Annotated in this window: 12 protein-coding genes; 7 read left to right on the top strand and 5 right to left on the bottom strand. The window is 62.9% G+C overall.

Annotated elements, in window-relative coordinates:
- Positions 1-26: 26 nt before the first annotated feature.
- The 3 genes from HMPREF2785_RS11955 to groL all read right to left on the bottom strand — a co-directional run bounded on the left by HMPREF2785_RS11955 (position 27) and on the right by groL (position 2,417).
- Positions 27-194 (bottom strand): hypothetical protein, encoded by a 168-nt coding sequence (locus HMPREF2785_RS11955; RefSeq protein ID WP_168156425.1) that lies wholly within the window; start codon positions 192-194, stop codon positions 27-29.
- A gap of 29 nt (positions 195-223) precedes the next feature.
- Positions 224-379, bottom strand: a complete 156-nt coding sequence (locus HMPREF2785_RS11950) for a hypothetical protein (RefSeq protein ID WP_168156426.1) — start codon at positions 377-379, stop codon at positions 224-226.
- A 400-nt stretch (positions 380-779) separates the two neighbouring features.
- The gene (gene groL, locus HMPREF2785_RS04745; protein ID WP_070614385.1) at positions 780-2,417 is read right to left on the bottom strand and encodes a chaperonin GroEL; all 1,638 of its coding nucleotides are present in this window, start codon (positions 2,415-2,417) and stop codon (positions 780-782) included.
- A gap of 225 nt (positions 2,418-2,642) precedes the next feature.
- Here groL and HMPREF2785_RS04740 point away from each other — a divergent pair, with 225 nt between their 5' ends.
- The 7 genes from HMPREF2785_RS04740 to HMPREF2785_RS04710 all read left to right on the top strand — a co-directional run bounded on the left by HMPREF2785_RS04740 (position 2,643) and on the right by HMPREF2785_RS04710 (position 10,543).
- Positions 2,643-4,013 carry a dipeptidase gene (locus HMPREF2785_RS04740; protein WP_070614384.1) on the top strand — a complete coding sequence of 457 codons (1,371 nt, stop codon included), beginning with the start codon at positions 2,643-2,645 and terminating at the stop codon, positions 4,011-4,013.
- Between the two features lie 160 nt (positions 4,014-4,173).
- A complete protein-coding gene (locus HMPREF2785_RS04735; RefSeq protein WP_070614383.1) occupies positions 4,174-7,179 on the top strand; it encodes a Na+/H+ antiporter subunit A in 3,006 nt (1,001 codons plus the stop codon).
- Positions 7,180-7,641 (top strand): Na(+)/H(+) antiporter subunit C, encoded by a 462-nt coding sequence (locus tag HMPREF2785_RS04730; protein WP_070422451.1) that lies wholly within the window; start codon positions 7,180-7,182, stop codon positions 7,639-7,641. It begins immediately after the preceding gene.
- A gap of 1 nt (position 7,642) precedes the next feature.
- A complete protein-coding gene (locus HMPREF2785_RS04725) occupies positions 7,643-9,343 on the top strand; it encodes a Na+/H+ antiporter subunit D (RefSeq protein ID WP_083279427.1) in 1,701 nt (566 codons plus the stop codon).
- Positions 9,343-9,864: a Na+/H+ antiporter subunit E gene (locus HMPREF2785_RS04720; protein ID WP_180950054.1), complete on the top strand. Its 522-nt coding sequence runs from the start codon at positions 9,343-9,345 to the stop codon at positions 9,862-9,864. The genes HMPREF2785_RS04725 and HMPREF2785_RS04720 overlap by 1 nt, the downstream gene beginning before the upstream one ends.
- Complete coding sequence (locus HMPREF2785_RS04715; RefSeq protein WP_070422450.1) at positions 9,861-10,139, top strand: monovalent cation/H+ antiporter complex subunit F; 279 nt, start codon at positions 9,861-9,863, stop codon at positions 10,137-10,139. Before HMPREF2785_RS04720 ends, HMPREF2785_RS04715 begins: the two co-directional genes overlap by 4 nt.
- Entirely contained in the window at positions 10,136-10,543 is a 408-nt protein-coding gene (locus HMPREF2785_RS04710) for a monovalent cation/H(+) antiporter subunit G (protein ID WP_070614382.1), read from the top strand. Before HMPREF2785_RS04715 ends, HMPREF2785_RS04710 begins: the two co-directional genes overlap by 4 nt.
- 18 nt (positions 10,544-10,561) lie before the next feature.
- Here HMPREF2785_RS04710 and HMPREF2785_RS04705 read toward each other — a convergent pair whose 3' ends face one another.
- On the bottom strand, positions 10,562-11,692 hold the full coding sequence (locus HMPREF2785_RS04705; RefSeq protein WP_070614381.1) for a glutamate--cysteine ligase: 1,131 nt from the start codon (positions 11,690-11,692) through the stop codon (positions 10,562-10,564).
- A 276-nt stretch (positions 11,693-11,968) separates the two neighbouring features.
- A complete protein-coding gene (locus HMPREF2785_RS04700) occupies positions 11,969-12,961 on the bottom strand; it encodes a LytR C-terminal domain-containing protein (protein WP_168164676.1) in 993 nt (330 codons plus the stop codon).
- Between the last annotated feature and the right edge of the window lie 12 nt (positions 12,962-12,973).

The following is a 12,973-nucleotide window of genomic DNA, read 5'->3' as shown; positions in this document are numbered from 1 at the left end:
GCGACGAGGCACCTTACAGGTCGGTCTTATGCAACCAGACCAACGAGGTCGGCGAGAGCGCCTGCGAGGACGCCGAAGTTGCCAAGCAGCTCAACGAGAGCGCCCGGGATACGGGTGATTTCAGCCGGTTCGCCGTTCTGAACGCCGACGCCGGTGCCGGAGGAAAGTGCAACCCAGTTAGTCAATGCTTCCATGATATTTTCTCCTATTTAAAAAGATGCTCTTACTTGGTCGTCTTGCCGAGTTCCGGCTTCTCGGTAACCTTCGTTGCGAACGTCAGCAGAGACTCCGGGGTCTTGGTGAAGATCTTCTCGATCGCGGTTGCGAACGTCTTGAAGTCCTTGAGCGCCTTCTGGATGACCTTGAAATCTACAGGCATTACATGCTCCTAAAAGTTAGGTGCCAGTCTGTGTCTGGCTTTACTGACAGGTACTGACACCCATCGGGCGTCAGGGAGTTATTTTGCCATAGGTAACGATTACGTCAAGAGAAACTGCAGAATTGTTTTCAATGCTGACAGATATTTTTCAACACCTCACGTTTACCAAAACGTAACCATATTTCAGCTCTATCGCCTACCTGCCCAAATTCAACACAAGAGGTAAACGTCATATGAATTCGATGACGACTGTATAGACCATTCAGCGCCGAAACTCGCGACGGAAACGCCACAAACCGGAAATGGATGTGAGGGACTACACCTATTCAGGGGGTCGTCGACAAGCAAATGCGCAAAAGAAAAACGCGCCCCGAAGGACGCGTTGCTCATTAGGCGGGCACTACATCATGCCCATGGCCTCCGGGTCCATGCCCGGGTTCGCACCAGCCGGCTCCGGCTTGTCAGCCACAACCGCCTCAGTGGTCAGGAACAGCGCGGCGATGGACGCAGCGTTCTGCAGCGCGGAACGGGTCACCTTCGCCGGATCCGCAATGCCGTTAGCCAGCATGTCGACGTACTCGCCGGTCGCAGCGTTCAGACCCTCGCCATCCGGGAGGTTGGCAACCTTGTCAGCCACCACGCCCGGCTCCAGGCCAGCGTTCAGCGCGATCTGCTTCAGCGGAGCGGACAGGGCCTCGCGGACGATCTTCACGCCCGTAGCCTCGTCGCCCTCAAGGCCGAGGTCGCCCTCGAGCTCGTTGGCAGCCTGCAGCAGAGCCACGCCGCCACCAGCGACGATGCCCTCCTCCACAGCAGCCTTAGCGTTACGCACAGCATCCTCAATGCGCAGCTTCTGCTCCTTGAGCTCCACCTCAGTAGCAGCGCCAACCTTGATCACCGCAACACCGCCGGCCAGCTTGGCCAGGCGCTCCTGCAGCTTCTCGCGGTCGTAATCGGAGTCGGAGTTCTCGATCTCAGCGCGGATCTGCTTCACACGGCCGTCGATCTGCTCCTGCTGACCAGCACCTTGCACGATCGTGGTCTCATCCTTGGTCACCACAACCTTGCGAGCCTGACCCAGCAGCTCAACGCCAGCGGTCTCCAGGGACAGGCCGACCTCTTCGGAGATGACCTGGCCACCAGTCAGGATCGCCAGATCCTGCAGCATTGCCTTGCGACGATCACCGAAGCCCGGAGCCTTCACAGCCACAGACTTGAAGGTGCCGCGGATCTTGTTCACAACCAGTGTGGACAGGGCCTCGCCCTCAACGTCCTCGGCAATAATCAGCAGCGGCTTGCCGGACTGCATAACCTGCTCCAGCACCGGCACAAGCTCCTTGACGTTGGAGATCTTGCCGGACACCAGCAGGATGTACGGGTCCTCGAGCACGGCCTCGCCGCGCTCCATGTCGGTGGCGAAGTAAGCGGAGATGAAGCCCTTGTCAAAGCGCATACCTTCCGTAACCTCGAGGTCCACACCAAACGTGTTGGACTCCTCGACCGTGATCACGGACTCCTTGTTCACCGCACCGTTGCCGACGGCGTACATCGCCTCAGCAATCTTCTTGCCGATCTCCGGGTCGGAAGCCGAAATACCAGCGGTGGAAGCGATCTCCTCCTGGGTCTCAACTTCCTTCGCCTGGTCCAGCAGGTACTTGGATACCTTGTCGGTGGCAGCCTGGATGCCGCGCTTGATACCCATCGGGTTGGAGCCAGCAGCAACGTTGCGCAGGCCCTCGCGTACGAGTGCCTGGGCGAGAACGGTAGCGGTGGTGGTGCCGTCACCGGCGACGTCGTCGGTCTTCTTGGCGACTTCCTTGACCAGTTCCGCACCGATCTTCTCGTACGGATCTTCGAGGTCAATCTCGCGAGCGATGCTCACGCCGTCGTTGGTAATCATCGGAGCGCCCCAAGACTTCTCCAACACCACGTTGCGACCCTTCGGGCCCAACGTAACCTTAACGGCGTCAGCCAGGGTGTTCAGGCCGATCTCGAGGCCGCGACGTGCTTCCTCATCAAATGCAATCATCTTTGCCATGTGAGTGTGTCACTCCTTATATATAGGCGTACGTGGACGATCACTCAGTTCGTCGGTGCAAGCAGGCGCCCGCGACGGCACGGCTGACGAGTGGTCTCAGCCTCACCCGCTCTTCTTCGTTTATTTGGCACTCGATTGAGATGAGTGCCAGCCACATTTTTAGCACTCTCGGGGGTTGAGTGCAAGAGACGCAGGGGTTGGCTCGGTTGCTGCTAGCGTAGTGCCATGACTGACGCACAGAACAGCACAAGCAACAGCACAGCAACCTACGCACCGCAGCGCGACCGGATCTTCGCGGATCTGTCCAAGCTGGTATCCTTTAACTCCCCGCACTCCACCCCGGCCCTGAAGGACGAGCACGAGGCAGCGTGTGTGTGGACGGTCGAGGCGCTCAAGGATCTCGGCTTTGAGGTCACCCGCTACCCGACGGTGGACGACGCGGACACGATCGTCGCTACGAAGCCAGCGAAGAACGGCATGCCGACGGTGCTGCTGTACTCGCACTACGACGTCGTCCCGGCGAACGATCCAGAGGCTTGGACGAACAACCCGTTCGAACTCACCGAGCGTGACGGCCGTTGGTACGGGCGTGGCTCGGCGGACTGCAAGGGCAACCTGGCCATGCACCTGGAGGCGCTGCGCCTCGTCGAGGAAAACGGCGGCACGGACCTGGGGCTGAAGGTTGTCGTCGAGGGCTCCGAGGAGCTCGGTGGGGATGACGGTCTGGGTAAGTTGATCGTCGACAAGCCTGAGGTGTTTGAGGCGGACGCGATCCTGATCGCGGACTCCGGCAACGTCGCTGTCGGTGTGCCGACGCTGACCACTTCCCTGCGCGGCGGCGCCCAGATCAACGTGACGGTGGAAACACTCAAGGGCGCGATCCACTCCGGCGGTTTCGGCGGCGCGGCTCCGGATGCGGCGCACGCACTGATGGTCATTGCAACATCGCTTTTCGACGAGCACGGCCGCACCACCATCGACGGCGTGGACACCACTGCCAAGTGGGACGGCGACCCATACGACCCGGAAACCTTCCGCGGCGATGCGACCGTCCTGGACGGCGTGGAACTGCTGGGCACCGCCGACGACAACCCGGCCGACCTGGTGTGGGCGCGTCCGGCAGTGACCATGATCGGCTTTACCTCCACCCCGGTTGCAGAAGCGATGAACGCGGTGAACCCGCGCGCGGAGGCACAGTTCAACCTGCGTGTTCCGGCTGGCCAGGACTCCGCCGAGGTGGCGGAGAAGATGGTGGAGCACATCAAGGCGCACACCCCGTGGGGAGCCAAGGTGGACGTACAGGTCAGTGGCGTGAATCAGCCGTTTTCTACGGATGTGGAGGCGGAGGCCGTCGCAAAGCTTGGGCAGTGCCTGAAGGACGCGTACGGCGCAGACGAGCTGGCTGTCGTGGGCACCGGCGGCTCGATCCCGCTGACCATCACCCTGCAGGAGCAGTTCCCCAACGCCGAAATCGCACTGTACGGCGTGGAGGAGCCGCTGTGTGGCATTCACGGTGTCGACGAATCCGTTGACCCGACCGAGATCGAACACGTGGCCATCGCAGAGGCGATGTTCCTGCAGCAATACGGGAAGTAAGAAAAATTCGCTACAGTGGAACAAAGATGGCCGCGCCACTGGTGTTGACGCGTTGTATCTTGTTGCCGCGATGAGCAAGTTATTTCTGTGTGAACTGGAAAGCCCCTGAGGTTAGGCGCGCCAACGGTACGACCGACCTCAAAGGAGGGCTGCCAGAAAGGTGCTCACGTTACTTCTTGCGCTCATGGCTGCCAGCGCCATCGCCCCGGTGCTGCTGCGCAGCGTCGGCCGCTCGGCCTTCGCCATCTTGGCGTTGGTGCCGCTGGCCGGCTTCGTGTGGGTGGTCAAACTCTTCGCCGACGGGGTGTTCCGCGACGGCGGGGAGATCGTTTCCACGTTCACGTGGATGCCATCGACCAACCTCAACTTAGAGTTTCGCCTCGACGCCCTCGCAGCGCTTTTTAGCCTGATCATCCTGGGTGTCGGGGCGCTTGTGTTGTTCTACTGCTGGGGCTACTTCGACTCGAACCCGCGCAGGCTGGCCAAGTTCGGGTTTGAGCTCAGCGCCTTCGCCATGGCCATGTACGGCTTGGTCATCTCGGACAACTTCCTGCTCATGTACGTGTTCTGGGAGTTGACCTCGATCCTGTCGTACATGCTGGTGTCGTATTACGGGGAGCGGGCGACCTCCAGACGCGCAGCCATGCAGGCGCTGATGGTCACCACGATGGGTGGCCTGGCCATGCTGGTGGGCATCAACCTGCTCGGCTTCAACGCCGGCATCTGGCGCCTGTCCGAGGTGTCCCAGATCGCCGACATCGAGGGCACTCCGGCGATCTCCACGGCAATTGTGCTGATCATGCTGGGCGCGCTAACCAAGTCCGCGCAGGCTCCGTGGCACTTCTGGTTGCCCGGCGCGATGGCTGCTCCGACGCCGGTGTCGGCGTATCTGCACTCGGCGGCGATGGTCAAGGCGGGTATCTATCTCGTCGCTAGGCTTGCGCCCGACATGTCGGCGGTGACCACGTGGCACCTGCTGGTGCTGTCTACGGGTGGGTTCACCATGCTGCTGGGTGGCTGGATGGCGCTGAAGCAGCGCGACCTGAAGCTGGTGCTGGCGTACGGCACGGTGAGCCAGCTGGGCTTCATCATCACGGTGATCGGCGTGGGGTCGCGTGAGGCCGCGATGGCGGGGCTTGCGATCACGTTCGCGCACTCGCTGTTTAAGGCCGCGCTGTTCATGATTGTGGGCACGATCGACCACGCCACCGGCACGCGCGACATCCACGAACTGTCGGGGCTGGGCAAGAAGCAGCCGTTGTTGGCGGGGTTGGCCATTGTGTCGGCTGCGTCGATGGCTGGCATCCCGCCGCTGTTCGGGTTTGTGGCCAAGGAAGCCGCGCTGGAGATGATCCTGCACGAGGAGTTGCTCACCGGTATGCCGGGCAGGATCACGCTGGTAGTGATGGTCGCGGGTTCCATCCTGACCATGGCGTACTCGCTGTACTTCCTGCACGGTGCCTTTGCGACGAAACCAGAGCACGACCGCAAGCCCTCCGAAGCAGTGCGCGACATGCACCGGGTGGGCCCGACCCTGTGGCTCTCCCCAGCCATCCTGACTGCGGGCACGATCGTGTTTGGTCTGGTGCCGGCGCTGCTGTCGGACCCGATCAACAACCACCTCGACGCTCGCTTCCCGGACGTGGAGGGCGAAACGCTCGCGCTGTGGCACGGCATCAACGTTCCACTGATGCTGTCGGCTGTGATCATCACTGCGGGCGCGATCATGTTCTGGCAGCGCGACCTGGTGGCAAAGGCCCAGTTCGAACAGCCCGCGCTTGGTAACGCCAACGCCGTCTACGACACCATCCTGGCCAAGCTGCACCACTGGTCGATGCGCCTGACCGCGTCTACCCAGCGTGGTTCGTTGGCGATCAACCTGGGTGTCATCTTCGCCACCCTCATGGTTGTGCCGTTGGCTGCGCTGATCCTGGGCGCGTCGAACAACATCCGCATGATCGTGTGGGAAAACGTCTGGCAGGGCCTGATCGTGATCATCATGGCGGGCATGGCGTTCTTTGCCACCCTGCAGCGCAACCGCCTGTCGGCCGTGGTCATGGTCGGCATGACCGGCTACTGCCTGGCCATGATCTTCGCGCTGCACGGCGCACCGGACTTGGCGCTGACGCAGGCGCTGGTGGAAACCATTGTGATGGTCGTGTTCATGCTGGTGCTGCGCAAGATGCCCACAGAGGTCGAGCCGCGTAACGACGACAACCGTCTCCGCGCCTGGCTCGCCATCGGCACCGGTGTGTCGGTGGTGGTCGTGGCGATGACGGCGATGTCCGCGCGCGTGACCGATCCGATCTCCACAACCATGCCGGAGTTGGCCTACGAGATCGGCCACGGCCGCAACACCGTCAACGTGCTGCTGGTGGACCTGCGCGCCGCCGATACGCTCGGTGAGATCACCGTGCTGGTCATCGCCGCAGTTGGCGTGGCCAGCCTGATCTTCGGCACCGGCAAGTTTGAAACCCAGTCACGCCGCCCAACCCTGCAGACCACAAAGGCACGCTGGCTCGCATCCGGCGTCAACGACGAGACGGCGCAGAACCGTTCCCTGATGGTGGAGGTTGCCACCCGCATCCTGTTCCCGTCGATGATGCTGCTGTCGGCCTACTTCTTCTTCTCCGGCCACAACGCCCCCGGCGGCGGGTTCGCAGGCGGCCTTGTCGCCGCGCTCGCGCTCACGCTGCGCTACCTGGCGGGCGGCCGCAAGGAGATCGAAGCAACCCTGCCGGTGCACCCAAGCAAGGTGCTCGCAACCGGCCTGCTGCTGTCCGCCACCGCAGCGGTCGTGCCCATGTTCTTCGGCAACCCGCCACTGACCTCTGGATACGCCACGCTCAGCCTGCCGCTCATCGGCGAGTTCGACGTCCCATCCGCCCTGCTTTTCGACGCCGGCGTCTACGCCATCGTCGTCGGCCTCATCATGCACGTACTGGCCTCCATGGGCGCCCACATCGACCTCGAAGAAGAGTCCCGTAAGCAGCGCGCCCGCGACCGCGCCATCGAACTGCAAGAGAAGAACCGCAGGCGCCGCGAACAGCAAGAGCGTGATCGCCGGCAGCGGTTTGATGAGCGGGCGGCGGTGTCGTCGACAGGGTCCACGGTGACGGCAAGGTCCTCAGTTTCACCGTCGATTAGCAAGAGCTCGGAGAAGTAAATGGAAGCAAACCTGTTCTTACTCATCGGCTCAGGCGTACTCATCGCGGCCGGTGTATACCTCATGCTGGACAAAGTGATGACGCGCATGATCATGGGCGTGCTGCTCATCGGCAACGGCGCGAACCTGCTCCTGCTGCAGTCGGGCGGTCGCGCGGGCTCGCCGCCGATCCTCGGACGCGACTCCGTAGCAGCCGCCGACGCCGCCGATCCGCTCGCGCAGGCGATGATCCTGACCGCCATTGTCATCTCGATGGCGATGGTCGGATTTATGCTCGCGCTCGCCTACCGCCAGTACCGCTACCGCAGCGACGACGTGGTCGAACGCGACGAAGAGGACCGCGCAATTGCGGTGCGCCCAACCACGCCGACGGGCGACCGCGACGAAGAGGAAGCGGCCGGCAAGGCTGCTGCGTCGGCATCGTTCGAAGAGCCAGTAAAGGGGGCGGAGCGTGAGAAGTAGTATGTTAGCCCTCGCCGACTGGGCCCTGCCCGCAGTGCCGTACCTGACGGTGCTGATGATTCTGCTGCCGCTCATCTCCGCGGCGTTCATCCTGGTGTTCCGCGGCGTGAACCTGCAGCGCTTCATTGCCCTGCTGACCCTGGCCACACTGACGGTCATGTCGGCGGTGCTGATCATCGTCGCCGACATCCACGGCATCCAAACGGTGCAAATGGGCGGCTGGGAGGCGCCGATCGGGATTACGTTGGTGGCGGACAGGTTGTCGTCGATAATGTTGTTCGTCTCCTCGATCGTGCTGTTCGCGGTGATGTGGTACGGCATCTCCCAAGGTCTGCGCGATGGTGACGACGACGACCCAGTCGCCGTCTTCCTCCCCACCTACATGCTGCTGAGCATGGGCGTGAACCTATCATTCCTGGCAGGTGACCTGTTCAACCTGTACGTCGGGTTTGAGATCTTCCTCGTCGCCTCCTACGTGCTGCTCACCCTGGGCGCGTCGCCGCAGCGTGTGCGCGCCGGCATCGGTTACGTGATGGTGTCCATGGCGTCGTCGATGGTGTTCCTGTTTGCGCTTGCGCTCGTGTACGCGTCCGTGGGCACGGTGAACATGGCACAAGTCGGAATCCGCATGGCCGAACTACCCACCGGTACGCGCGCCGCAATCTTTGCGACGATCCTCGTCGCCTTCAGCATCAAAGCCGCCGTCTTCCCCCTCGACGCCTGGCTGCCGGACTCCTACCCCACCGCCGCCTCCATCGTGACCGCCGTGTTCGCAGGCCTCCTCACCAAAGTTGGCGTGTACGCGATCATCCGCATGCGCTCCACCGTGTTTACCGACGGCTCGCTCGACAACATGCTCATGTGGGTCGCCCTGTTGACCATGATCGTCGGCGTGATGGGCGCAATCGCCCAAAACGACATCAAACGTCTCATGTCGTTTACCCTGGTCAGCCACATCGGCTACATGATCTTCGGCGTGGCCCTCGGCTCCGTCGCAGGCCTATCCGGCGCGATCTTCTACGCCGTCCACCACATTCTGGTGCAGACGTCGCTGTTCCTGGTGATTGGGCTCGTCGAAAGGCAAGCAGGCTCCGCCCAACTGCGCCGCCTGGGCTCCCTGCTGTACACCGCACCCGTCATCGGCGTGCTGTACCTCATCCCGGCGCTCAACCTCGGCGGCATCCCACCCCTATCCGGCTTCCTGGGCAAAGTCATGCTCATCCAAGCCGGTGCCGAAGACGGCTCCTGGCTCGCCTGGACCCTCATCGGCGGCGCCGTGGTCACCTCGCTGCTCACCCTGTACGCCATGATGAACGTCTGGTCCAAAGGCTTCCTGCGTGATCGCGCCGACGCCCCCGAAGGCGACGTCGTCCTCGCCCGCCCCGCCAACCTTGCCGAGCGCGGCGAAACCGTCTCTGCCGGCGAACGCGACGACGTCGGCCGCATCCCCGTCGGCATGTTCCTCTCCACCGCACTGCTGGTACTCACCTCCACGTCGATCACGTTCCTGGCCGGTCCGATCTCCAACATCACCGACCGCGCCGCCCAATCCGCCCAAGACGTCACCATCTACCGCAGCGCAGTACTTATCGACGACCCCACCCAAGCCACCCGCAACCTCGACGCATTCACCGAACCCACCGACTCCCAAGGCGGGCACGACTCGCTGATGAACCGTCGCAACCAGGAGGTGCGTAACTGATGAGCCTGCTCACCGGTATAAAAAACCGCATGCGCCCCGCCTACATTGCGTGGCTGACCTTCATGTGGGTCCTGCTCATGGGCGAAGTGTCCTGGGGCAACGTCGCCGCCGGCCTCGCCTTAGGCGTCGTCATCGTGCTGGCCCTACCCCTGCCACGCGTCCCCCGCAGCGGCAACCGCATCCACTGGCCACGCCTGATCGCCTTCGTCGGTATCTGGCTGTGGGACCTCATCGTCGCCTCCGCCAAAGTGGCCTGGCTCTCGCTGCGGCCCCAACCCCAACCCAAAAACGCGATCCTGCGCGTGCCCATGCGCGTCAGCAACGAATTGGTGTTCTACCTGGCCACCTGCGCCTACAACCTGCAGCCCGGCGGCACCGTCACCGACATCGACCTGGCCAACCGCGAATGGACCATCCACGTCCTCGACGCGTCCACCCCGGCCGACATCGAACGCGAAATTGCCAACGTAGCCACCCTGGAACGCCAAATGATCGGGATCTTCGAAAGCAGGAGCAAATGAACGAAACGATCTACAACGTCTTCCTCGCCATAGCCGCCATCTTCATCTTCGCCGGCTTCTTCATCCTCGCCTGGCGAGTCATCGTCGGCCCCGACTCCCTCGACCGCGTCCTAGCTAACGACGGCATCACCGCCTCCCTCCAGTGCGCCCTCGCCCTCTACATCTGCTGGACCTTAGACACCACCGTGGTCAACGTGATGATCGTCATCGCACTCCTCGGCTTCATCGCCTCCCTGTCCGTCGCCCGCTTCCGCAAGAGGGATGGTTCCCTATGATCACCGACATCATCTCCCTGATCTTCATCCTGCCCGGCGCGTTCATGGTCTTCTCCGCCGCCGTCGGCACCGCACGCTTCAACTCCACCCTCGCGCGCGTCCACGCCATCACCAAACCCCAAACCACCGGGCTCGTGCTGTTCATGATCGGCACCATCATCCGAGTCACCACCGCCGAAGACTTCGGCGTCCACGAAAAAGGCGACATCGGCATCATGATCCTGCTGGTCATCTTCGCCCTGATGACCAACCCCGTCACCGGCCAACGCCTCGGCCGCATCGCCCGACGCGAAGGCCTCTACGGCGAAGAAGGCCAACTCACCCGCAACGATCGCCCCGCCAGCTACCACCCCAAGCGCATCAACCCCAACAAGCCCACCGAAACCGAACGGCCGGCGGGCTAAGGGCTGGCTGCTACGGCGCTACGGCGTGAGTTCCCACATTTCGTCGCAGGTCGCGTCCACAACCGCCTTCCAATCACCCGTGCGCTGGTAAATCTCCCGCTGGCGCTGGTAGCCGGCGCCACGCTCGACGATCTCGCCGACCAGCCGTAGCTCGTCGAGGCAGTTGAGGTCTTGGGCCGTGGGCGTGAGTTCGTCGATAAGCAATTGCAGCTCGTGCTTAATCCAGTCCTCGTCCGTATCGCGGCTAGTGATCACGAGCGCGTCCATGCCATAGCGAGCGCCGCGCCACTTATTCTCCGCGACGTGCCACTGCTGCAGGGTGGGCAGGGACTCGCCGCGATCCAACATGCGGTCGTAGTGGACCACGAGACAGTGCGTGAGCGCCACGACCGCGGCAAGCTCGCGCAGGTTAGACGTCGCATCCGAAATGCGAACCTCGATCGTGCCCCACTTCGCGGCCGGACGGACATCGAAATGCATCGAACCCGTGTGATTAATCACGCCCGAAGTCTGCTGATCGCGCATAAACGCAACCCACTCATCCCAATCCTGGAACTGATACGGCATACCCGCGGTGGGCAACTGCTGGTAAAGCATCGTGCGGTTCGAAGCGTAACCCGTATCGATGCCGTCCCAACCCGGACTCGAGGCGCTTATCGCGAGCAGGTGCGGGTACTTCGTCATCACCGCATTAATGATCGGCCACACCTTGTCCTCATGACTGATGCCCACGTGGCAGTGGATACCCCACAACAACATGTGCTGACCCCAATACTGGGTGCGATCCGCGATCTCCTGATACGTGTTCTTCGGACTCAACGGATTCGTGCGGAAATCCGAAAACGGGTGGCCGCCGCTCGCCCACAGGCGGAGGTTCTTCTCATCCGCGACCTCCTTGATCGCTTTGAGGTCGCGCTGGAGGGCGTCGACCGCCTCCCTGGTATTCGTGCAGATCGGCGTGACAAGCTCGATCGTGTTCTGCAGAAACTCCGGCTCCAGGTGCACGTCCGGATTGCGCTTCTGCACCTCCTCGATCACCTCAGCCGCACGCGGCACAAGGTCGCGCGTTTCCGGGTCGACGAGACAAATCTCCCACTCGACACCGAGGGTAGGGGCGGCCGACCTGGCAAAATCGCGAAACGGATCCATAGTCAGCCAGCCTAACCGCTTCGGTTCCCGGGACTGGCATGGCGAAGCGGTTTATATGCGGGGCGGTGCTGTTGGGGTTCCGCCTTCCACACAGATGGTGAGGACGCAACGGAGAGCTTGCCGATTTTTGGCCATCTTCACCCTTGCATTCTCACCATGTGTTGGGGTGGTGCCGGGGTGGTGTCGTCGTAAAGCTAAACGGCGCCTCCTACACGGCATATTTCGCTAATTTTCGACGAAATGCACCGTGTAGGAGGCGCCGTTTGGAGGCTAAAACTAGCCGGCGAGGACGACCGCGACCGCACTGCGGTTATTCGCGGCCTGCTCCGGAAGGCCGACGGCGCCCTCCGGGATGTCATTCTTGGCGCGGGCGGTGCCACCGACGCGGCGGGCGATGTCGGCAGCGACCTGCTCAGCACCCGGAGTGGCCGGGTCGAAGAACACGTAGGTCTCCGGGAAGATGCCGTACTGCTGCTCAGGCATGTTCATCGTCGCAGCGTCCTGGGACTGATTAGCGACGTTGAACTGGCTCTTAAGCTGATCCGCCGTGCGATTAGCCAGGTCAGCGATGCCGGAGTTGTTGTAGACGAAGACCTGCGCGCTCGCATTGTCGAGCTGCGCGCCCTGCGGGGCCGGAGCCGGAGCCGGTGCCGGGGTCTCGGCGTTCGGGTCTTGCGCGTTGGGGTCCTGGGCCTGGTCACCTTCGCGCTGTTCAGCGTTCGGGTCCTGCGGCGCGTTCGGATCCTGGGAGGCGTTGGGATCCTGGGCGCCCTGGCCCTGGCCCTCGCCAGGCTGGGCCGCGGACGGGGCGGCCTCGGCGGTAGCGGAGGTGGAGGTTTCGGACGAGGCGGAGGATGCGGCGTTGTTGTCGTCGCCCTTCTGGGTCATCGCCCACAGGGCCCAGAGCAGCAGCAACGCAGCAACGGCGATAAGGATCATGGCGAGGCCACGGCGGGGCAGGCCGCCCTGGGCAGCGGCGCCCGCCCCAGCACCGGCTCCAGCAGCGGCGCCGCCAGCGGTGACGGCGGTCGAGCCGGCACCAGCACCTGCACCAGCACCGGCACCGGCACCGGCACCGGCGGCGTAGCCTGCGTACGCCTCGTCGTAGGCCTCGTCATAGTCATAGTCGGCGTCGTCGTCGCGACGGTGCGCGCCGCGGTATTCCTCGGCGGGTGCGTCGGTGGGGGTGTCGTCGATAATTTCGGCGTCGAGGGGCTCGTCGCCCACGTTGTCGTAGCGGGGGTCGTTGCCATACTGATCTTTAGTCACAGCAGCAACAAT

This window comes from Corynebacterium sp. HMSC067D03, assembly GCF_001811185.1.
In the GTDB taxonomy this organism is placed as follows: Bacteria; Actinomycetota; Actinomycetes; order Mycobacteriales; family Mycobacteriaceae; genus Corynebacterium; species Corynebacterium coyleae.
This window is presented reverse-complemented; position numbering and strand designations above follow the sequence as displayed.